Origin of the sequence: Micromonospora sp. AP08, from assembly GCF_008085935.1 — a bacterium.
GTDB lineage: Bacteria > Actinomycetota > Actinomycetes > Mycobacteriales > Micromonosporaceae > Micromonospora > Micromonospora chersina.
The window spans coordinates 138,982-159,333 of the sequence record NZ_VSEZ01000012.1 but is presented as its reverse complement, the minus strand read 5'-3'; the positions used below and the strand labels follow the sequence as shown (position 1 = coordinate 159,333).

The 20,352-nt window shown below is 73.7% G+C and carries 19 protein-coding genes; 10 read left to right on the top strand and 9 right to left on the bottom strand.

The genetic code is table 11. The features are described 5' to 3' along the window. Positions 1–42 precede the first annotated feature (42 nt). On the top strand, positions 43–1,449 hold the full coding sequence (locus FXF50_RS20880; protein WP_148430372.1) for a PLP-dependent aminotransferase family protein: 1,407 nt from the start codon (positions 43–45) through the stop codon (positions 1,447–1,449). A 249-nt stretch (positions 1,450–1,698) separates the two neighbouring features. On the opposite strand, the gene FXF50_RS20875 is transcribed toward FXF50_RS20880, so the two are convergent. Next, complete coding sequence (locus tag FXF50_RS20875; RefSeq protein WP_148430370.1) at positions 1,699–3,141, bottom strand: MFS transporter; 1,443 nt, start codon at positions 3,139–3,141, stop codon at positions 1,699–1,701. Positions 3,142–3,220: 79 nt separating this feature from the next. Between FXF50_RS20875 and FXF50_RS20870 the strand changes: the two genes are divergently transcribed. The 3 genes from FXF50_RS20870 (at position 3,221) to FXF50_RS20860 (ending at position 6,454) form a co-directional block, all read left to right on the top strand. Then, positions 3,221–3,616, top strand: coding sequence for a helix-turn-helix domain-containing protein (locus tag FXF50_RS20870; protein ID WP_091318658.1), 396 nt, complete (start codon positions 3,221–3,223; stop codon positions 3,614–3,616). 79 nt (positions 3,617–3,695) lie between these two features. Then, a complete protein-coding gene (locus FXF50_RS20865; RefSeq protein WP_148430368.1) occupies positions 3,696–4,241 on the top strand; it encodes a TetR/AcrR family transcriptional regulator in 546 nt (181 codons plus the stop codon). Between the two features lie 32 nt (positions 4,242–4,273). Next, entirely contained in the window at positions 4,274–6,454 is a 2,181-nt protein-coding gene (locus FXF50_RS20860) for an MMPL family transporter (protein ID WP_148430366.1), read from the top strand. A gap of 21 nt (positions 6,455–6,475) precedes the next feature. Here FXF50_RS20860 and FXF50_RS20855 read toward each other — a convergent pair whose 3' ends face one another. Further along, the gene (locus tag FXF50_RS20855) at positions 6,476–7,732 is read right to left on the bottom strand and encodes an erythromycin esterase family protein (protein ID WP_148430364.1); all 1,257 of its coding nucleotides are present in this window, start codon (positions 7,730–7,732) and stop codon (positions 6,476–6,478) included. A gap of 81 nt (positions 7,733–7,813) precedes the next feature. Between FXF50_RS20855 and FXF50_RS20850 the strand changes: the two genes are divergently transcribed. Next, positions 7,814–8,005, top strand: a complete 192-nt coding sequence (locus tag FXF50_RS20850; protein ID WP_148430362.1) for a DUF2795 domain-containing protein — start codon at positions 7,814–7,816, stop codon at positions 8,003–8,005. A 4-nt stretch (positions 8,006–8,009) separates the two neighbouring features. Here the strand turns inward: FXF50_RS20850 and FXF50_RS20845 are convergent, their stop codons facing one another. After that, the gene (locus FXF50_RS20845; RefSeq protein ID WP_148430360.1) at positions 8,010–8,906 is read right to left on the bottom strand and encodes a Gfo/Idh/MocA family protein; all 897 of its coding nucleotides are present in this window, start codon (positions 8,904–8,906) and stop codon (positions 8,010–8,012) included. A gap of 172 nt (positions 8,907–9,078) precedes the next feature. On the opposite strand from FXF50_RS20845, the gene FXF50_RS20840 reads away from it, so the two are divergent. Then, the gene (locus FXF50_RS20840; protein WP_091318644.1) at positions 9,079–9,474 is read left to right on the top strand and encodes a hypothetical protein; all 396 of its coding nucleotides are present in this window, start codon (positions 9,079–9,081) and stop codon (positions 9,472–9,474) included. Then, on the top strand, positions 9,467–9,871 hold the full coding sequence (locus tag FXF50_RS20835) for a hypothetical protein (RefSeq protein ID WP_148430358.1): 405 nt from the start codon (positions 9,467–9,469) through the stop codon (positions 9,869–9,871). The genes FXF50_RS20840 and FXF50_RS20835 overlap by 8 nt, the downstream gene beginning before the upstream one ends. A gap of 29 nt (positions 9,872–9,900) precedes the next feature. Here the strand turns inward: FXF50_RS20835 and fabG are convergent, their stop codons facing one another. After that, positions 9,901–10,659, bottom strand: a complete 759-nt coding sequence (fabG, locus tag FXF50_RS20830) for a 3-oxoacyl-ACP reductase FabG (RefSeq protein WP_148430355.1) — start codon at positions 10,657–10,659, stop codon at positions 9,901–9,903. A gap of 55 nt (positions 10,660–10,714) precedes the next feature. Further along, positions 10,715–12,367, bottom strand: a complete 1,653-nt coding sequence (locus FXF50_RS20825) for an alpha-amylase family protein (protein ID WP_148430353.1) — start codon at positions 12,365–12,367, stop codon at positions 10,715–10,717. Positions 12,368–12,499: 132 nt separating this feature from the next. Here FXF50_RS20825 and FXF50_RS20820 point away from each other — a divergent pair, with 132 nt between their 5' ends. Continuing rightward, complete coding sequence (locus tag FXF50_RS20820; RefSeq protein WP_148430351.1) at positions 12,500–13,162, top strand: DedA family protein; 663 nt, start codon at positions 12,500–12,502, stop codon at positions 13,160–13,162. A 13-nt stretch (positions 13,163–13,175) separates the two neighbouring features. On the opposite strand, the gene FXF50_RS20815 is transcribed toward FXF50_RS20820, so the two are convergent. From FXF50_RS20815 to FXF50_RS20800, 4 genes are all read right to left on the bottom strand, one after another. Next, entirely contained in the window at positions 13,176–14,741 is a 1,566-nt protein-coding gene (locus tag FXF50_RS20815; protein ID WP_148430349.1) for a cellulose binding domain-containing protein, read from the bottom strand. A gap of 134 nt (positions 14,742–14,875) precedes the next feature. After that, positions 14,876–16,297 (bottom strand): carbohydrate-binding protein, encoded by a 1,422-nt coding sequence (locus FXF50_RS20810; RefSeq protein ID WP_148430347.1) that lies wholly within the window; start codon positions 16,295–16,297, stop codon positions 14,876–14,878. Between the two features lie 76 nt (positions 16,298–16,373). Continuing rightward, positions 16,374–17,168 (bottom strand): membrane protein insertase YidC, encoded by a 795-nt coding sequence (locus tag FXF50_RS20805; protein WP_148430345.1) that lies wholly within the window; start codon positions 17,166–17,168, stop codon positions 16,374–16,376. 116 nt (positions 17,169–17,284) lie between these two features. Beyond that, positions 17,285–17,554 carry a DUF6412 domain-containing protein gene (locus tag FXF50_RS20800; protein WP_148430459.1) on the bottom strand — a complete coding sequence of 90 codons (270 nt, stop codon included), beginning with the start codon at positions 17,552–17,554 and terminating at the stop codon, positions 17,285–17,287. Between the two features lie 159 nt (positions 17,555–17,713). Between FXF50_RS20800 and FXF50_RS20795 the strand changes: the two genes are divergently transcribed. Continuing rightward, positions 17,714–18,862 (top strand): glutamate--cysteine ligase, encoded by a 1,149-nt coding sequence (locus tag FXF50_RS20795; protein ID WP_148430343.1) that lies wholly within the window; start codon positions 17,714–17,716, stop codon positions 18,860–18,862. A 39-nt stretch (positions 18,863–18,901) separates the two neighbouring features. Continuing rightward, positions 18,902–20,281: an FAD-dependent oxidoreductase gene (locus tag FXF50_RS20790; protein WP_148430340.1), complete on the top strand. Its 1,380-nt coding sequence runs from the start codon at positions 18,902–18,904 to the stop codon at positions 20,279–20,281. The last annotated feature ends 71 nt before the right edge of the window (positions 20,282–20,352 follow it).

Below are 20,352 nucleotides of genomic sequence, written 5' to 3'. Positions count from 1 at the left end.
CAGTCTCGCCGCGCCGGCGGCCCGTCCGTAAGATCCAATTCCGTGCCGACGGACTGGGCCGATTTCGGCGTCGACCTGCACCTGGAGCTGGACGCCACCGGCGGCCGGCGGGCCGGGCTGGAGCGGGCGCTGCGGGACGCCATCCGCGCCGGGCGGCTCCCGCCGGCCACCCGGCTGCCGGCCACCCGCGCCCTCGCCGCCGAGCTGGGCCTGTCCCGGGGCACCGTGAGCGCCGCCTACGACCAGCTGGTCGCCGAGGGCTGGCTGGTCGCCCGGATCGGCGCGGGCACGGAGGTCAGCGGGCTGCGCCGGGCCGCACCGCCGCCGGCCGCGCCGCCGCCCGGGCCGCCGACCTTCCGGTACGACCTGCGCCCGGGCAGCCCCGACGTCGGGCTCTTCCCGGTCACCGCCTGGCTGCGGGCCACCCGGCGGGCGCTGGCCGTGGCCCCCGCCGAGGCGTACGGCTACGGCGACCCGCGCGGCCGCCCCGAGCTGCGCCGGGCGCTCGCCGGCTACCTGGGCCGGGCCCGGGGCGTGCTGGCGGACCCGGAACGGATCGTCGTCACCACCGGATACGTCCAGGCCCTGGTGCTGCTCACCGGCGTGCTCCGGGACGCCGGCACCCCGACGGTGGCCATGGAGGACCCCGGGCTGGCCTTCCACCGGGAGGTGGTCCGCCGGCACGGCGGCACCGTGCTGCCGCTGCCGGTCGACGGGCTCGGCGCGCGCACCGACCTGCTCGGCGCCGGGCCGCTGGCCCGGGTGGGGGCGGCCGTGGTGACCCCGGCGCACCAGTTCCCCAGCGGGGTGACCCTGCACCCCGCCCGCCGGCACGCGCTGGCGGAATGGGCCCGGGCCACCGGCGGTCTCGTGGTCGAGGACGACTACGACGGCGAGTTCCGCTACGACCGGCAGCCCGTCGGCGCGGTCCAGGGCACCGCCCCGGAGCAGGTCGCGTACGTGGGCACGGCGGCGAAGACGCTGGGGCCGGCGCTCCGCCTGGCCTGGCTGGTGCTGCCGGCCCGGCTGGTGGAGCCGGTGGTGGAGGCCAAGCGCCACCTCGACCTGCACACCGAGACGATCGGCCAGCTCGCCCTCGCCGAGCTGATCGACGGGCACGGCTACGACCGGCAGATCCGCACCGTCCGGCGCCGCTACCGGCAGCGGCGGGACCTGCTGCTGGACCGGCTGCGAGACCGGTCCCCCGTGGCCGGGGTGGCGGCCGGCCTGCACGCCACCGTCCATCTGCGACCCGGCGGCCCGACCGAGGCCGAGGTGCTGGCCGCGGCCGCCGCGCGCGGACTCGCCGTGGGCGGGCTGGCCCCGCACCGGCACCACCCGGCGGGCGGGCCTCCCGGCCTCGTGGTCGGTTACGCCCACCCGCCGGCGCACGCCTACCCGGCCGCCGTGGACCTGCTGGCCCGGGTGCTGCACGCCCTGGGCGCCTGACCGGGTGCGGGGGCGGCCTCCTCCCTGCTGGGCCGCGGGCTGGCTCCTCGCCGACTACGAACGTGATGACGTCAGCGACTCACCGACCCCGCCAACGCCCGTCCCGACCCCGGCCCGGCTCGTCCCGGCCCGGCTCGTCCCAGGGGCCCGGCCCCGGCCGATTCATTTACGACATCAAGTTCGTAGCGCGCGAAGGTCACCTGCCCCAACCGCGCGCCGACGCCGCAGAGGCCAACCCCGCGCCGGGAGTCAGCGCACGGGGCAGGCGTCCGGGACCGCGGGGGTGGGGAGCGACGCGGGGCGGCGGACGCGGCCGGTGAGGAGGGCCACCAGCAGGGCGGCGGCCACCAGCCCGGCGGCGACCGCGAAGGCGGACCGGTAACCGTGGGCGAGTGCGGCGACCTGGTCGGTGCCGGCGGCGCGCAGCGCGTCGGTGCGGCTCGCCGCCAGGGTGGCCAGCACGGCCAGCCCGAGCGCCCCACCGACCTGCTGGGTGGTGTTGGCCAGCCCGGAGGCGAGTCCGGCGTCGGCGGGCTCCGCGCCGGCCATGGCCAGGGTGGTGACCGCCGGGAGGGTGAGCCCGCCCGCGACGCCGAAGACCAGCAGCGCCGGCAGCACGTCGGCGGCGTACCGGGCGTCCACCGGGAGGCGGGCCAGCAGCAGGAATCCGGCCACGGCGAGCGCCAGCCCGCCGACCAGCACGGCGCGCGCCCCGAACCGGGCCACCAGCCGCCCGGCCAGCCCCAGCGAGACGGCCGCGATCGCCAGCGGGGTGGGCAGGAACGCGAAGCCGGTGGCGGCCGGGTCCAGCCCGAGAACGAGTTGCAGGTACAGGGCGAGCAGGAACTGGAAGCCGAAGTAGGCGGCCACCATGAGGAACTGGGTGGCGTTGGCGGCGACCAGACCGGGCGCGCGCAGGACCCGCGGCGGCAGCAGCGGGGTGGCGGCGCGCCGCTGCCGGGCGGCGAAACCGGCGAGCAGCGCCGCGGCGAGCGCGCCCGCGCCGAGGGTGCGCGGCGAGGTCCAGCCGTGCTCGCCGGCGCCCACGATGGCCAGCACGGCGGCCATCAGCCCGGCCGTGGCCAGCACCGCGCCCAGCAGGTCCAGCCCGGCCCGGAGCCCGGCGCCCCGGTCCGGCGCGATGAGGCGTACGGCGCCGGCCACGATGGCCGCCCCGATCGGCAGGTTGATGAGGAAGATCGACCGCCAGCCGGCGAGGTCGGTGAGGACTCCCCCGACCAGCAGCCCGAGCGAGGCGCCGGCCGCGCCGGTGAAGCTGAACACGGCGATGGCGCGGGCCCGCTCGGCCGGCTCGGGGAAGATCCGGACGATCATGCCGAGGCTCACCGCGGTGGTGAGCGCGCCTCCGACGCCCTGCGCGAACCGGGCGGCGACCAGGGTTCCCGGCCCGGCGGCCACCGCGCAGAGCAGCGAGGCGAGGGTGAACAGGGCGACCCCGGCCAGGAAGACCTGCCGCCGGCCGAGCAGGTCGCCGAGCCGCCCGGCCAGCAGGAGCAGCCCGCCGAAGGCGACCAGGTAGGCGTTCACCACCCAGGCCAGTCCGGCGGCCGGAAAGCCGAGGTCGGCCTGGACGGCGGGCAGCGCCACGGCGACGATGCTGCCGTCCAGGATGATCATCAGGCTGCCGGCGCAGAGCACGAGCAGCGCGGGCCAGCGGTTGGTCCCCGTCATCGGAATGCCTCCTTGGTGCACCGTTTGTTACTGAGGCCATCGTCTGTGACCATGAGGCGGAGCGGAAGGAGGCACTTTGATGTCCCAGGGGAACAGGTGTGTGTCCATCCAGGCCGACCAGGCGCGGGCCTGCACGGTGCGGGAGGCGCTGGACCGGGTCGGCGGGAAGTGGAGCATCGGCATCCTGATCGCCGCGTCCCAGGGCCCGATCCGCTTCACCGAACTGGAGCGCCAGGTGGAGGGGATCAGCCGCCGGATGCTCACGCTGACCCTGCGCAACCTGGAGCGGGACGGCCTGCTGCACCGGCAGGTCCACCCCACCGTGCCACCCCGGGTCGAGTACACGGCCACCCCGATGGCCCAGGAGCTCTACGAGTCGCTGGTGGCGCTCACCCGCTGGGCGGAACGGCACCGCGAGGGGATCAGCGCGGCGCGGGCCGCGTACGACCGGGAGCACGGGGCACCGGTCGGCTGACGCGGCTGTGGCGAAGGCCACGCAATCCGTCTGACCGATCGGTCAGGCGCTGACCGATCGGTCAGGCATGCTGGAGGGCATGGCCCGAGCGATACCCGAGACCCACGGCGAGATCCTCGCGGCGGCGGCCCGACGGTTCGCCGTCACCGGGTACAAGGGCACCTCGCTCCAGGACATCGCCCGTGCCGTGGGCTGCTCGAAGGCGACCGTGCTCTACCACTTCGCCAACAAGGAAGCTCTCCTCTCCGAGCTGATGGCGCCCGCCATCGCGGTGCTGGAGGCGCTCGACGCCCGGATCGCCGGCGCCACCGGCGCGGCCGCGCAGGAGATCGCCGGCGAGGGCTTCGTCGACCTGGCGGTGCGTTTCCGCCGGGAGATCGCGCTGCTCCGGGGCGAGTTCCCCGACCTGCTCCAGCAGCCCGCGTTCGCGCACATCCAGGAGATCTCCGAACGGCTCATCGCGGCGTTCGCCGGTCATTCCGACCGGCCCTCCGCGCGGATCGCCGCGCTCGTGGTGCTCGCCGGCATCGCCGAGACGTGCGGCGAGTTCATCGACATCCCCGACGACGAACTGCGGCCCGCCCTGCTGGCCGTGGTCCGGCGGGCCCTCGAACCCGTCACCTGATCCCGCTCCGACCCCGAGGACAAGGAAACCTGATGGCGACCCTGCTGTACCGGCTCGGCCGGGCATCGTTGCGCCGACGGCGGCTCGTGGCCGTCGTGTGGCTCGTCGTACTCGTCGGCCTCGGCCTCGCCGCGGCCACCCTGAAGGGCCCGACGGCGAGCAACTTCACGATGCCGGGCACCGAGTCCCAGAAGGCGCTCGACCTGCTCGCCGACCGGTTCCCGGCGGCCAGCGGCGCCACCGGCACCATCGCCGTGAAGGCGCCCCAGGCCGGCCAGCTCACCACGCCCGAGGGGCAGGCGATCGTCAAGCAGGTCACCCAGGAGGCGGCCAAGCTGCCCGGGGTGGTCGGCGCGGTCGACCCGTACCAGGCGCAGGCGCTCACCCCGGACGGCCGGTACGCGCTCATCCAGGTGCAGTTCCAGGGCCGGGCGGACGACGTGACCGACGAGCAGCGCGACGCGTACGAGAAGGTCGGCGCGCAGGCCGAGGCGCAGGGCTGGCAGATCGCCCCCGGCGGTGAGGTGCTCAACGCCGAGCCGGAGGTCGGCTCCACCGAGGCGCTCGGTGTCCTGGTCGCGGCGATCGTCCTGATCATCACCTTCGGCTCGCTGGTGGCGGCCGGCATGACCATGCTGAACGCCCTGATCGGTGTCGGCGTCGGCATGGCCGGCCTGTACGCGCTCAGCGGCGCGGTCGAACTGACCAGCACGGCGCCCATCCTGGCCCTGATGCTCGGCCTCGCGGTCGGCATCGACTACTCGCTCTTCATCACCTCCCGGCACCGGCAGAACCTGCTCGATGGCCTCTCCCCCGAGGAGGCGGTCGGCCGCGCGGTCGGCACCGCCGGCTCCGCCGTGGTCTTCGCCGGCGCCACCGTGGTGGTCGCGCTCGCGGGCCTGGCCGTGGTGGGCATCCCCTTCCTCACCGTGATGGGCCTGGCCGCCGCCGGCACCGTCACCGTGGCCGTGCTGGTCGCCATCACCCTGGCCCCGGCGCTGCTCGGGTTCGCCGGCCGGAAGGTGCTTCCGCGCAAGCTGCGCGACCGCAGGGCGGTCGAGGACCCGGGCACCGGCTCGGAGGACCGCTCCGGCTTCGGTTTCCGCTGGGCGCACTGGGTGACCCGATTCCGCATCCCGGTGATCCTGGTCGGCCTGCTCGGCCTCGGCCTGCTCGCGATCCCGGCCCAGCACATGCGGCTCGCGCTGCCGGACGCCGCCACCGCCGCCGAGGGGACCCCGGCCCGGGTCAGCAACGACCTGATCCGGGAGGGCTTCGGGCCCGGCTTCACCGGCCGGCTCGCGGTCGTGGTCACCGCCGACTCGCCGCAGGCCACCCAGGCCGCCGTGCCGCAGGTCGCCTCGCTGATCCAGAAGACCGAGGGGGTCGTCGCGGTGGCCCCGCCGCAGCTCGACCCGTCCGGCCGCACCGCGCTGCTCGGCGTCATCCCGGAGCAGGGGCCGACCGACGAGAAGACCGAGGAGCTGGTGCACGACATCCGCCGGCAGGTCGGCGGCATCCAGAACGCCGAGGTGATGCTCACCGGCGTCACCGCGATCGGCATCGACGTGTCCGAGAAGCTCTCCGACGCGCTCCCGGTCTACCTGCTGCTGGTGGTGGGCCTGTCGGTGCTGCTGCTGATGCTGGTGTTCCGGTCGATCCTGGTGCCGGTGAAGGCGGCGCTGGGCTTCCTGCTCACCGTGGCGGCCACCTTCGGCATCACGGTCGCCGTCTTCCAGCAGGGCCACCTCGCCGACCTGGTCGGGTTGGACACCCCCGGGCCGCTGGTCAGCTTCCTGCCGATCCTGCTCATCGGCATCCTGTTCGGCCTGGCCATGGACTACGAGGTCTTCCTGGTCTCCCGGATGCGCGAGGACTTCGTGCACGGCGACACGGCCCGGCAGGCGACGATCAACGGCATGGGCCACGGCGCCCGGGTGGTCACCGCCGCCGCGCTGATCATGATCTCGGTGTTCGGTGGCTTCGTCTTCCTGGACGACCCGGTCATCAAGTCGATGGGCTTCGCGCTCGCGATCGGCGTCGCCATCGACGCGTTCGTGGTCCGGATGACCATCGTCCCGGCGGTGATGTCGCTGCTGAACAACGCCGCCTGGTGGCTCCCGCGCTGGCTCGGCAGGGTCCTGCCCAACGTGGACGTCGAGGGCGAGGGCCTGCGCGCCCACCTCGCCGAGCGCGAGCCCGCCCAGGTGTGACCCGGGGGCCTGCCCGGCCGGTCAGACGCCGGCCGGGTAGGTCTCCATCTCGCCCGGTGTGGGCAGCGCCGGCAGCGGGTGCAGCGCGGTCGCCTCGTCGCACCAGACGAACGCGTCGTAGCGCTCGCCCAACCGGGTCGGCACGTAGTTGCCCCAGGACTCGAAGCTCGGGTCGTAGACCACCCCGATGGCCCGGTGGTCGGTCGCCTCGGTCACCCACTCCGGCTGGTCCTCGCCGCCGAAGACCAGCACCGCCCGTTCCGGCATCAGCTCGTGCAGCCGCCGCTCGACGGAGCCATCCCGGGCCGGCGGCACCACCATGGCCTCGGCCGGCGAACCCCAGCGCGGCGCGGCGACCACCGTGCCCCGATAGCTGCCGAAGCCGACCAGCACCACGGCGTCCCGGCCGTGCCGTTCCCGGCCGAGCTGGCCGATGTTCACCAGCCCGTCGGCCGCCATGTCGGTGGCCCGGGCGTCGCCCACGTGGGTGTTGTGCGCCCAGACGATGCCGCGCGCCCCGGGCCCGTAGCGGTCGAGCAGCCGGTCCAGCGTGTCGGCCATGTGGATGTCGCGGATGTTCCAGGACTCCGGGCCGCCGCCCACCATGGCCCGGTAGTAGCGCTCCGCGCCGGCCACCACCTCCGCGTTCTGCCAGGCCGAGAAGCGGTCCGAGCCGTCCGCGGCGGCCTGTTCCCGGGTACGCGCCAGCAGCCGGACCACCTCCTCCTCGCACCGGGCCGAGACGAAGCGGCTGGCCGTCCCGTAGTCCTCGACCCGCTTGCCGTACGGCTCGAAGCAGCGGTACGCCTCCTGCGCCGCCTCCAGCGAGGCCGGGTCCTCCTCGCCGAGATAGTCGAAGATGGCCTGCATCGACTCCCAGAGGCTGTAGACGTCCAGCCCGTGGAAGCCGGCCCGCTCCCCCTCGGGGCGTTCCAGGTTCCACGCCCGCAGCCAGCGGCAGAACCGGGCCACCTCGGCGTTGGCCCACATCCAGGTCGGCCAGCGCTCGAAGCGTTCCAGCGCGGTCTGCGGATCGGCCAGCCCGCCCGGCGCGCCCACCACCGAGCAGTTCACCCGGTCGCAGTCCGGCCAGTCCCCCTCCACCGCGACGAAGTCGAAGCCCTGTTCGGCGATGAGCCGCCGGGTCAGTTGCTCGCGCAGCCGGTAGTAGTCGTAGCTGCCGTGCGTCGCCTCGCCGATCATGACGATCCGCGCGTCCCGGACGCGTTCCAGCAGCGGGTCGAAGTCGCTCGGCGCGCCGAGCCGCTGTACCAGCATGCCAGCGGCTACCCGGGACCCGTCCGGGCAAACGGCCACGCCGGCGGGCATGGCGCCCGGCACAGCGGGTAGCCCGCCGGCATGACCGTCACCGGGGTGAAGTTGCAGGAGTTCCTGGCCGGGCTCGACTACCCGGTCTCCCGTGCGGACCTGGTCCGCTGGGGCCAGGAGAACGGCGTCAGCACCGAGATGCTCCAGATGCTCAAGGCGCTGCCGGCGGAGGAGTTCAACACCCCCGCCGAGCTGGGCGAGGCGCTCAACACCCTGGTCTGACCGCTTAGAGGTCGACGGTGCGCCGCTGGCTGCGGGCGGTCTCGGCGGCGTCCAGCACCGCCACCACCTCCCGGCCGAACCGCACGTCGCAGCGGTGGTCGCGGGTGCCCGCCTCGACCTCCTCCAGCAGCTGGTCGATGGCCGTGCCGAACGCCTGGAGCACGCTGCCGTCGCCGGGCGGGACGGTCTCGGTGCCGTTCTCGCCGAAGAAGACGAAGTCCCGCGTGACCGCCTCGGGCGGCGCGTCGAGGGTGAGCGAGAGCGTGCTGGTGGCGCCGCCGTCGTGGGTGAGCAGCAGGTGCACCAGGCCGCTCGGGCCGTCCATGGCGGCGACCCGGGTGACCCGGCCGAGCACCGGCAGGATCAGCGACAGCGCGTGCGGGCCGATGTCCCAGAGGGCGCCCCGGTCGCGCCGCCACTGCGAGCTCCCGTACGGGTTCCCGGGCTGGTAGATGGAGGCGAACATGGTCGCCCGGGCGTGCTGCCAGCCGCCGGCCGCCGCCGTCGAGGCGAGGAAACCGGTGACGTTCGGGTGGAACCGCTGGGTGAAGAAGACCACCGAGGCCACACCGGACGCCTGCGCGGCGGCGACCACCCGGTCGGCGTCCGCGAGGCTCAGCGCCAGCGGCTTGTCCAGCAGCAGGTGCCGCCCGGCGGTGGCGGCCCGGACGGCGATCTCGGCCTGCACGTCCGGCGGCAGCGCCACGGCGATCGCGTCGCAGGCCGCCAAGAGCTCGTCGGCGTCCTCGAAGACGGGTACGCCGTGCCGGGTGGCCAGCGTGGCCGCCTTCGCCGGGTCGCGCCCCCAGACGCCGGCCAGCTCGGCCCGCGGGTGCGCGTCGATGGCGGCGGCGTGCGTCTCCGCCGCCCAGTGACCCGTGCCGAACAAGCCGAACCGCACCACGGACCCCCTGCTGTCGTCCTCCGCCACGGCGTACGCCGGTGGCCGTGATCCACGCTAGTCGTCCGGCCCGGCCGGCGCGCCGCGACCCCGCGGGAGAGCCGGGCGGGGGTGGCTACTACGGCGGTTAGTAGGCTGTGCCGGTGAACTCGACTGCGCCGGGACGGCGTCGATGACCACCGCCGCGGCGGCCGGCTCGCCGGTGGACGGCATCCTCGCGACGGCCTCGATCGTGCTGTCGCTGCTGATCGCGGTCTGGGCCCTGGTGGCGGCGGTACGCCACCGGGCGCCGGACCGGCTCCAGTTCGTCGGCCTGGCCGTGCTGGAGGTGGCCCTGCTGGCGCTCACCGTGGTGGCGCTCGTCGCGCTCGGCGGCGGCGACCGGCCGGGCGAGCCGGGGGCGTTCTTCGGTTATCTGGTGACGCTGGTCTGCCTGCCGCCGCTGGCCTGGGTGCTGGCCCGGATGGAGCCGACCCGGTGGGGCTCGGCGATCGTCTGCGCGGTCTGCCTGGTCACCCCCGTGGTGGTGGTCCGCTTGCAGCAGACCTGGGAGGTCGTCGGTGGCTGAGCAGCGGGCGACGAACCGGGGTCCGGGCCGGCTGTTGATCGCGGTCTACATCCTCTTCGCCATCGCGGCGACCTCGCGGGCCGGGCTCCAGATCGCCACGAAGTTCGACGAGGCGCCGGTGGCGTACCTGCTCTCCGCGCTGGCCGCGCTGATCTACATCGTGGCGGCGGTCGGGCTGGCCCGCGCCGGGCACACCGGCCGCCGGGTCGCGCTGGCGTGCTGCTCGGTGGAGCTGGTCGGGGTGGTCGGCGTCGGCATCCTGAGCCTGGCCGACAAGGAGCTGTTCCCGGACGAGACGGTCTGGTCGGGCTTCGGCAGCGGCTACGGCTACATCCCGCTGGTGCTGCCGGTGCTCGGCCTGTTCTGGCTCTGGCGCACCCGGCACGACCCCGCCTGACGGGGCCGTGCCGGGCGCACGGGTCCGGGTCAGTCCTTGGGGCCGCCGGCGACGTAGATGACCTGGCCGGAGACGAAGGACGCACCCTCGCTGGCCAGGAACGAGATGGTGTGCGCGACGTCCTCCGGCCGGCCGGTGCGGCGCACCGGGATCTCCGCGGCGGCGTGCTGCTGGAGCGCCTCGAAGTCGACCTTCATGCGGGCCGCCGTGGCGGCGGTCATGTCGGTGACGATGAAGCCCGGCGCGACCGCGTTGACGGTCACCCCGAACGGGCCCAGCTCGATGGCGAGGGTCTTCGTGAAGCCCTGCATTCCGGCCTTGGCGGCCGAGTAGTTCGCCTGGCCCCGGTTGCCCAGCGCGGAGGTGCTGGAGAGGTTGACGATCCGGCCCCACTTCCGCTCGACCATGTGCTTCTGGGCGGCCTGGCTGAACAGGAACGCGCCGCGCAGGTGCACCCCCATGACCGTGTCCCAGTCGGCGTCGGTCATCTTGAACAGCAGGTTGTCGCGGAGCACGCCGGCGTTGTTGACCAGCACGGTCGGCGCGCCCAGCTCGGCGGCGACCCGCTCCACGGCGGCCTCCACCTGCGTCCGGTCGGACACGTCGGCGCCGACGCCGAGCGCCCGACCGCCGGCGGCGGCGATGGCGTCCACGGTTTCCTTGGTCGCCGACTCCTCGATGTCGACCACGGCGACGGCCATGCCGTCGGCGGCCAGCCGTCGGGCGGTGGCCGCGCCGATGCCGCGCGCGGCTCCGGTCACGATGGCGACGCGGGGCTCCTCCGACATGATTACCTCCCGGTAACTTGGGCTCGATCGAAGGAGCTTAACGCCGGGTCGGCCGTCAGAGCCGGGTGCCCCGGCAGATCCGGATCCACCGGTAGCCGTAGCCGCTCAGCTTCAACCGGTCGAGCTTGCCGACGTCCTCGTAGTTGCGGTCGGTGAGGACGTCGATCGGCAGGTCGGCCTCCGGGGCGAGGATGCTCAGGTCGACCTCGACGTCCTCGGTGCCGAGGTTGTGCAGGAAGACCATCGTCCCGGTCGGACCGTCGGCCCGATGCGCGAGCACGCCGGGGGGCATCGGCACGTCGATGTGGCTGGTGCTCCCCGAGCCGATCTCCGGCGCCTCCCGCAGGGTGCGGATCATCCGCTCGAACCAGCCCAGCAGCGACCTCGGGTCCTTGCGCTGGGCGGTCACGTTGACCTTCTGGTAGCCGTACTCACCCTTGTCGATCACCGGGCGGACCAGCTTCTCCGGGTCGGCGGAGGAGAACCCGCCGTTCTCCTTGTACGACCACTGCATCGGGGTGCGGATCGCCTCCCGGCCGGGCAGCGACAGGTCCTCGCCCATCCCGATCTCCTCGCCGTAGCGCAGCACCGGCGTGCCGCGCAGCGAGAACTGGAGCGCGTACGCCAACTCGATGCGGCGGCGGTCGTTGCCGAGCATCGAGGCCAGCCGGCGGCGGATGCCCCGGCCGTAGAGGCGCATGTCCTCGTCCGGGCCGAACTGCTCGTACACCTGGTTGCGCTGTTCGGCGGTGAGCCGGGACAGGTCGATCTCGTCGTGGTTGCGCAGGAAGGTGGCCCACTGCCCGCCCTCGGGCAGGGCCGGGGTGTCGCGCAGCGCCTCGATGACCGGCTCCGGGTCCTGCCGGGCCAGGGCCAGCATGAGCCGGCCGTTCATCATGAAGTCGAAGAGCATGTGGATGCGGTTGGCCGAGCCGCCGCTGTCACCGAAGTAGACCGGCAGCTGGTCGGGCTCGACGTTGGCCTCGGCCAGCAGGACCGCGTCGCCCCGCCGCCACTGCACGTGCTGGCGCAGCTCGGTGAGGAACTCCAGGTCCTTCGGCGAGTCCGGGTTGCCCGGCTCGGTCAGCTCGATGATGAACGGCACGGCGTCCATCCGGAACCCGGAGACGCCGAGCTGGAGCCAGAACGACATGATCTTCTTGATCTCGGCGCGGACCTCCGGGTTGGCCGCGTTGAGATCCGGCTGGAACTTGTAGAAGCGGTGGTAGTACCAGGCCTTCGCGGTCCGGTCGTAGCTCCACGTCTCGTTCTGCTCGCCGGGGAAGACCATGCCCTGGTGCCGGTCCGGCGGCGCCTCGTCGCTCCACACGTACCAGTTGCGGTACGGCGAGTCGGGCGAGGAGCGGGCGGACTGGAACCAGGGATGCTCGTCCGAGGTGTGGTTGACCACCAGGTCGATGATCACGTGGATGCCCTTGTTCTTCGCCTGGTGCAGCAGTTCGGCGAAGTCGCCGAGGGTGCCCAGCCGCGGGCTGACGTTGTAGAAGTCGGTGACGTCGTAGCCGTCGTCCCGGTTGGGCGACGGGTGGATCGGGTGCAGCCAGAGGCAGGTCACCCCGAGCCGGGCGAGATAGTCGAGCCGGCCGATCAGCCCGCGGAAGTCACCCACCCCGTCGCCGTCGGAGTCGGCGAACGTGTCGACGTCGAGGCAGTAGACAACCGCCTCCTGATACCACCTGTCACCCATGCCGGATTTACTTCTCCGGTTGCCGACCGCGGCAAACCCCGCCGGCGGCCGTGGGTCCGGTCACCGGCAGGTGTGACGGGCGCTGGCCGGGGTACCGCTTACGGATCCCCGGCACCACGTGGAAGGACCCCCATGGCACTCGCCCAGAACGTCGACCCGAACCAGTTCACCGGGCTGACCGGCTGGGTGGCGAGCGTCATCGACTCGTTCGGCGCGGTCGGGGTGGCCCTGCTGGTCGCCCTGGAGAGCATCATCCCGCCGATCCCCAGCGAGGTCGTGCTGGCCATGGCGGGTTACCTGGCGGCCGAGGGCCGGTTCAACGTGGTGCTCATCGTGCTGGCCGCGACGGCCGGTTCGCTGCTCGGCGCGCTGGTGCTCTACTGGCTCGGCGCGGCGCTCGGCGAGGAACGGCTGAAGTGCTGGCTGGACCACATCCCGCTGGTGGACCGGGACGACCTGGAGAAGGCCGACCGCTGGTTCGAGCGGCACGGCCGGTGGGCGGTGCTGATCGGCCGGGTCGTGCCGGTGGTGCGCAGCCTGGTCTCCGTGCCGGCCGGCGCCAACCGCATGCCGCTGGGCGAGTTCATCCTGCTCACCACGCTGGGCAGCGGGGTGTGGAACGCGCTGATCGTCGGGGCCGGTTTCGCCCTCGGCTCGCGCTGGGAACGGGTCAACCAGTACAGCGACTGGTTCAACTACGCGATCTTCGCGGTCTTCGCCGTGATGATCGTCAGCTGGGTGGTCAAGAAGGTGCGCCGGCGGCGCGCCCGGCAGTCGGTGACCGCCGGGCGCTGACCGCGGCGCGGGATCAGAATCCCGCGGTGATGGTGGTGAACTCCCAGGTGTTCTGCGAGATGCCGGAGCAGTTGGAGACCACCCCGCCGCCCGGGCAGGGCCGGTCCCGGTTGACCGACCAGAAGGTGAACCGGGCGAGCCCGCGGGCCTTGGCCCAGTCCCGGATCTGCGTCCAGGTGGCCGGGGAGGTCAGCTCCTGCTGGTCCGAGAGGCCGTTCATGCCGGAGATGCCCATGTGGGCGTAGGCGGTGGCGTCGGACCAGCCGAACGCGTTCTTCAGCGCGTTCTTCAGCCCCTCGGCCGCGTTGACCGTGCTCTGGTACATGTTCGCGCCGCCGCCGAAGTCGAACGGCATGATGGTGAAGACGTCGATGTTGGCGCCCTTGGCGGCGGCCTGGTTGATCAGGCGGGTGCCGTAGTAGTTCGGCCCGGTGGTCGAGGTGCCGAAGGTGACGATCGTCCTGATCCCCGGGTTGTTCTGCTTGACGATCTTCAAGGCGTCCAGGATCCGGTCCTGCACCACCTCGTTCTCGAACTCGTCGCTGTTCTCGATGTCGATGTCGATCGCCTTGAGCCCGTAGGCGTTGATGACCTGCTGGTAGGCGCCGGCCAGCGCGCTGGCCGAGGAGCAGTTGGGGCCGAGCTTGTTGCCGCTCCAGCCGCCGAAGGACGGGATGATGTCGCCGCCGGCCGCCTTGATCGCGGCGATGGTGCTGGCGTGCGTGCCGCCGGTGAGCGGGCCGCCGCCGTCCCAGGCCGGGGTGCAGCCGCCGCCGGAGAGCACGAACGCGATGGTGAACCACTTGATCCCGGTCGCGCCCATCACCGTCGACGGCGCGGGCGGGTCGCCCCAGCCCGGGTAGAGGTAGGGCGCCGCGGCCATCGCGCCGCCGCCCCCGCCGGTGCAGCCGGTCGTGGTGGCGGACACCGCCCCGGACTTCGCGGACTCCCCGCTGGCGTTGTACGCGGCCACCGTGTAGCTGTGCCCGGTGCAGGCGCCCAGCCCGGAGACGGTGGCCGAGGTGCCCGTGACGGTGGCCTTCACGGTGCCGCCCTCGTAGACCCGGTAGCCGGTGACCGTGCCGGAGACGGCGTTCCAGGCCAGGGAGACCGAGGTGTTGGTGGTGCCGGTGACGCGGAGGCCGCCGGGCGTGGCCGGCGCGCCGGGGTTGCCGCCGCCTCCGCCCGTGCAGGAGCCGCCGTTGACCGTGCAGTTGGTCGGGTTGCCGGTGCCGTTGACGTTGAACCCGAAGGTGGTGCTGGCGCCCGGGGCGAGGGTGCCGTTCCAGGACTGGTTCACCGCGGTGACGTGCTGGCCGGAGGTGGTCAGCCGGGCGTCCCAGAACGAGCCGAGGGTGCTGCCGGCGGGCAGGTCGAACTGGACGTTCCACGAGGAGATGCTGGCCGAGGTGTTGTTGGTGACGGTGAACTTGCCCTCGTACCCGGTGTCCCAGGTCGTGGTGCGCACGAAGGCGGCGGTGGCGGCGGAGGCGGGTGGCGCGGCCAGCAGGGTGCCGGCGACCAGGGCGGCGGCGAGCGCGGCGGCGAACGTCGCCATGCGGGTGGAGCGGAGTCTCACGGCGTCCTCCAGGGACCGTTGTGGTGGAGGGTGGGCATTTACGACCGTCGACGTGCGCTCATTATTAAGACTGTTAACTGTTTCTGTCCAGAGGCAACCGGGGGTCCCCCGCGGGGACCCCCGGTGCGGCCGGCTCAGCGCCGGAAGGTGAACCAGTTGACGTTGACGAAGTCGGCCGGCTGACCGCTGGTGAAGGTCAGGTAGACGGTGTGCCGGCCGGTGACCGCGGCGACGTTGCCCGGCACCGAGCGCCAGCTCTGCCAGCCGCCGGTGTTGGCGACCGCGAAGCTGCCGATCGGCGGGTTCGTGGGGCTGTCCACCCGCACCTCGACCAGCCCGCTCACCCCGGCCGGCGCGCCCGAGGCGACCCGGGCCACGAAGTCCCTCGGCGGGGTGGCGCCGAACTCCACGTTGTCGTAGCGGGCCCAGTCGCCGTTGGCCAGCCAGCCGATGTCCTGACCACCCTCACTGCACGCCTCCACCTGCACCCCGTTCTGCCCGGTGAACGCCTCGGCCTGGATGGTCGAGTACGCGTCCACCGACCCGCCCGGCGGCGGCGTGGTCGGGGTGGGCGACGGCCCGCCGCCACCGCGGGTGTAGGCGGCCACGTAGTCGACGAGCATGGGCCGGCCGGAGACGGTCGACGCGGTGGGCGTGGCGGAGCCGGCCACCCCGTTCGGGAAGCCGCCGCCCATCGCCACGTTGAGCAGCATGAAGTAGCCGTTGTGGTTGGTCATCTGACCCCAGTACGGCTCGCCCACCTGGCTCTGGCTGACGGTGTGGAAGAGCTGGCCGTCGACGTACCAGCGCAGCTGCTGGGGACTGATCGAGGCGTCCCACTCGAAGCGGTAGGTGTGGAACGCCGACTGGCAGGTGCTGCCCGGGCAGGCCCGGGAGTTGCCGATGCCGTTGAACTCGTTGCACGGCCCGCCCGGGGCGACGTCGCAGTGCAGCACGCCCCAGACCGAGTTGATCCCGTTGACGTTCTCCATCACGTCGAACTCGCCGATGCCCGGCCAGTTCTGGTAGTTGCCCCGGTACGGCGAGCCCAGCGCCCAGAAGGCCGGCCAGTAGCCGGCGGCCTGGGCGCCGGTCACGTTCGGCATCTGGATCCGCCCCTCCAGGGCCAGGACGCCGCCGGCGGGCGGCTTGAAGTTGGCGCGGACCGTCTCGATCCGGGCCGAGGTCCACCGGCCGGAGCCGTCCTTGAGCGGCGTGATCCGCAGGTTGCCGGCGCCGTCCTGGGACAGGTTGGCGGTGCTGGAGGTGTAGGTCTGGATCTCGCCGGTGCCCCAGTTGGCCGGGCCGCCCGGGTAGCTCGTGCCGGTGTCGATGATCCAGTTGGCCGAGGAGGGCAGGGCGCCGGCCGCACCCGTGAAGTCGTCGCTCCACACCAGACTCCAGCCACTGGGCGGCGGCGGCACGGCGGCGTGGGCGGTCATCGTGACGGTGGCGAGGGCGGTGGTGGTGGCGAGCACGGCGGCCGCCAGGGGGAGCCGCCGGCGCGACCGGCGCACGGCGGAGGGGGCGGCCGTGGCCGCCGGGACAGGGTTCATCGGGGTGCCTCTCTGCGGGGACGGGCAGGAGAGAGCGCTCTCTGAGGCGTTTTCTACGCGCCCGCCCCCGCACTTGTCAACGTGCGTCGATGCCTTCCGGCTGGGGCCGGCGCAGCACGGCCTGCTCCAGCGCGGTCCACGCCGTCGTGGTGACCAGATAGAGCACCGCCGCGAGCGGCACCACCAACCCCACCAGCACCGTGGTGAAGGGCAGCAGCGGCACCAGCCAACCCAGCACCGCGGCGCCCGGGCCCTCGGTCGGCGCGCCCGCGATGGTGCCCGTGGCCGCGGCCGCCCGGCGCGCCCGCCGCGCGGACCACCAGGCCAGCACGAGCAGCGCCGCCAGCAGCACCCCGAAGACCGCCACCACCGGGCCGGTGAGGCCGTCGCCGAGATGCCACCCCAGGGGCACGCCGGCGAGCTTCTCGTCCAGCAGGTGCGGCGACGGCTCCAGGTCGCCGCGCGGCGTCAGACGCGCCGAGCTGGAGTTGTCGAGCCCGTCACCGGTGGCGAAGAGGCGGTACATGACCAGGAAGAACGGCGCCTGCAACAGCGCCGGCAGGCAGCCCGCGACCGGGCTGGCCCCGGCCCGCCGGTAGAGCGCGAACAACTCGCTCTGCATCCGGGCGGGATCGTCGGCGTACCGCCGCTGGAGGTCGCGGACCTCGGGGGCGAGCGCCGCACGGCGCCGCTCCCCGCGGACCTGGGCCAGGCTGAGCGGCGAGATCAGCAGCCGGACCCCGACGGTGAACAGGACGATCGCGGCGGCCGTCGCGGCGCCGCCGGTGAGCGGGGCGAGCGTGTCGGCGAGCCAGGTGACGACGGTGGCGGCGGCGGACGCCGCGGCGTGCAGTGGTGCGAAGGCGAGCATGGGGAAACCCCTCGGTCCGATTCCGGATGCCCCGACGGGACGACGCGTCCCGGCGGGACGGATGACGACGGAACCGGCCGCGGCGGCGGCGCGCCGGAGGACCCGACGCGGGGCGGCTACGCGGCCGAGGGGCACAGCCCGGGCGCACGGGGACGCGGCCGCCCCGGAGCGTCCGGGTCGACCTGGCGGGGCACCCGGCGGTGCCGGGCCCGGGCCCGCAGGGCGACGGCGCGCGGTCCCCCGCGCGGCGCGGGCAGCGCCCGCACCCGCAGCGCGAGCAGCGTGGCGAGCAGCAGCGCGGCGGCCACCGCCGCGCCGGCGAGCAGGCCGGCCGGGCGGTCCGCGAGCAGGGCGAGGGCGTACGCCCACGTCCCGGTCAACAGCATCCCTGCCACACGACCACCCTAGAACCCGTTGTCACGCCCCGGACCCGATCGCGGCGCGTACCGGGCGACACGCCGTCCGGAGCGTTTCCCCGCGCCGACACGGTGGGTAACAGGGCGTCGACCGGGCGGCACGGTGCCGCGGCCGGTACGGAGCGGATGGTGGTGTCGATGAGCGGGTCAGTGGCGGAGCGGGAACGGAGCGCCGCACCCGACGGGACGGACCTGCTCACGGTCGGCGTGGAGGAGGAGTTCCTGCTCGTCGACCCGCACACCGGGGCCGCCGTGCCCGCCGTCGACCTCGTCATGGAGCAGGTGCCGGCCGAGTTGCGGGGCCAGGTGGAACGGGAGTTCCAGACCAGCCAGATCGAGATCGGCAGCCCGCCCGGGCTGGAGCTCTCGTCGATCCGGCACTCGCTGGCGATGCTCCGCGGCGAACTGGCCGCCGCCGCCGAGCGGGCCGGCGTCCGGCTGCTGGCCATCGGCACCGGGCCGGTGGACGGACCGGTGCCGCCCGTGGTGGACAAGCCCCGCTTCGACCGGATGGTCGAGCGGTTCCGGCTGCTGGTGCCCGGGCCCGGCAACAACGGCATGCACGTGCACGTCGGCATCCCGGACGCCGAGATCGGGGTGCAGGTGCTCAACCACGTCCGGCCCTGGCTGCCCATCCTGCACGCGGTCACCGCCAACTCCCCGTTCGCGAAGGGCGAGGACACCGGCTACGCGAGCTGGCGCTCGGTCGAGTGGGAGCACTGGCCATCCGTGGCGCCCACCCCGTGGCTGGAGTCGCACGAGCACTACGAACGGCTGATCCGGCAGCTCATCGCGAGCGGCGTGATGCTCGACGAGGGGATGCTCTACTGGTACGCCCGGCTCTCCGCCAAGTACCCGACCGTGGAGATCCGGATCGGTGACGTCTGCCCGTCGGTGGACGACGCGGTGCTGGTCGCCGCCCTGGTCCGGGCCCTGGTGGCGACCGCCATGACGGAGATCGCCGAGGGACGGCCCGCCGTCAACACCGACCACCACCTGCTGGTCGCCGCGCACTGGCGGGCGGCCCACGACGGGCTGGAGGGCGAGGGCGTCGACTTCACCGACGGCGAGCTGCGCCCGGCCTGGGAACTGCTGGACGGGCTGGTCGAGCGGGTCCGCCCGGAACTCGCGCGGCACGGCGACCTCGACCAGGTGACCGACCTACTGGGCGGGCTTCGCCGGCACGGCAGCGGCGCGGCCCGGCAGCGGGTGGTGTTCGCGCGTACCGGCAAGCTGGTGGACGTGGTCGCGGACGTGGCGCGGCAGACCCGGGGCTGAGCGCCCCCGCCGGCCGGGCGGCCGTGACAGGATGGCGTCGTGACGGAGCGGATGGTCGTCGTCGGCGGGGACGCCGCCGGGATGTCGGCGGCGTCCCAGGCCCGCCGCCTCCGCGACCGGAGCGACCTGGAGATCGTCGCCTTCGAGCGGGGCCACTTCACCTCCTACTCGGCCTGCGGCATCCCGTTCTGGGTCAGCGGGCTCGTGCCGGGGCGCGACCAGCTCATCGCCCGGGATCCCGCCACCTTCCGCGACGACTTCGACATCGAGGTCCGCCTGCGGCACGAGGTCACCGCCATCGACCTCGACCGCCGCGAGGTGGTCGCCCGGGACCTGGAGGGCGGCGGCGAGGTCCGCGAACGCTTCGACACGCTGATGTACGCCACCGGCGCGCGCCCGATCCAGCCCGACTGGGCGCGCGGCGGGGTGGCCGGGGTGTTCGGCATGCAGACCCTCGACGACGGCACCGCGCTGCTCGACTGGCTGGAACGCGAGCCGAAGCCCCGCCGCGCGGTGGTGGTCGGCGGCGGCTACATCGGCGTGGAGATGGCCGAGGCGCTGCTGCACCACGGGCTCTCGGTCGACCTGGTCGAGCAGGCCGACCAGCCGATGGCGACGGTGGACCCGGACATGGGCGAGCTGGTGGCCGAGGCGATGCGCGGCACCGGCATCGGCATCCGCACCGGCCTCACCGTCACCGGCCTCGAGGAGCGGGACGGCCGGATCGCCGCCGTGGTCACCAACGAGGGGCCGATGCCGGCCGACGTCGTGGTGCTGGGCCTGGGCGTACGCCCGAACACCGCCCTGGGTGAGGCGGCCGGCCTGCCGGTCGGCCCGTCCGGGGCGATCCGCGTCGACCGGCGGATGCGGGTGCCCGGGGTGCCCGGCGTCTGGGCTGCCGGCGACTGCGTGGAGTCGCTGCACCGGGTCAGCGGCATGCCGGTGCACATCCCCCTGGGCACCTACGCCAACAAGCAGGGCCGGGTCGCCGGCATCAACATCGGCGGCGGGTACGCGACCTTCCCCGGCGTGATCGGCACGGCGGTGACCAAGGTCTGCGACCTGGAGGTGGGGCGCACCGGCCTGCGCGAACGGGACGCCACCGCGGCCGGCTTCGAGTTCATCACCGTGCTGGCCGAGTCGACCAACCGGGCCGGCTACTACCCGGGCGCCCGGCCGATGACCGTGAAGCTGATCGCCGAGCGGCCCAGCGGCCGGCTGCTGGGCGCGCAGATCGTCGGCTGGTCCGAGGCGGCCAAGCGGATCGACACGCTGGCCGTGGCGCTGTGGAACAACATGACGGTGGACGAGATGACCGCGCTCGACCTGGGCTACGCGCCGCCGTACGCGCCGGTCTGGGACCCGGTGCTGATCGCCGCCCGCAAGGCCCTCGACGCCCTGGTCCACGCCGGCCGCTGACCGGACGCCCCGAGCTTGTCGGGGGGCGCGGTTACCTTGTGCGCGCTGTCGCGTTGCCGGGTCCGGCACTT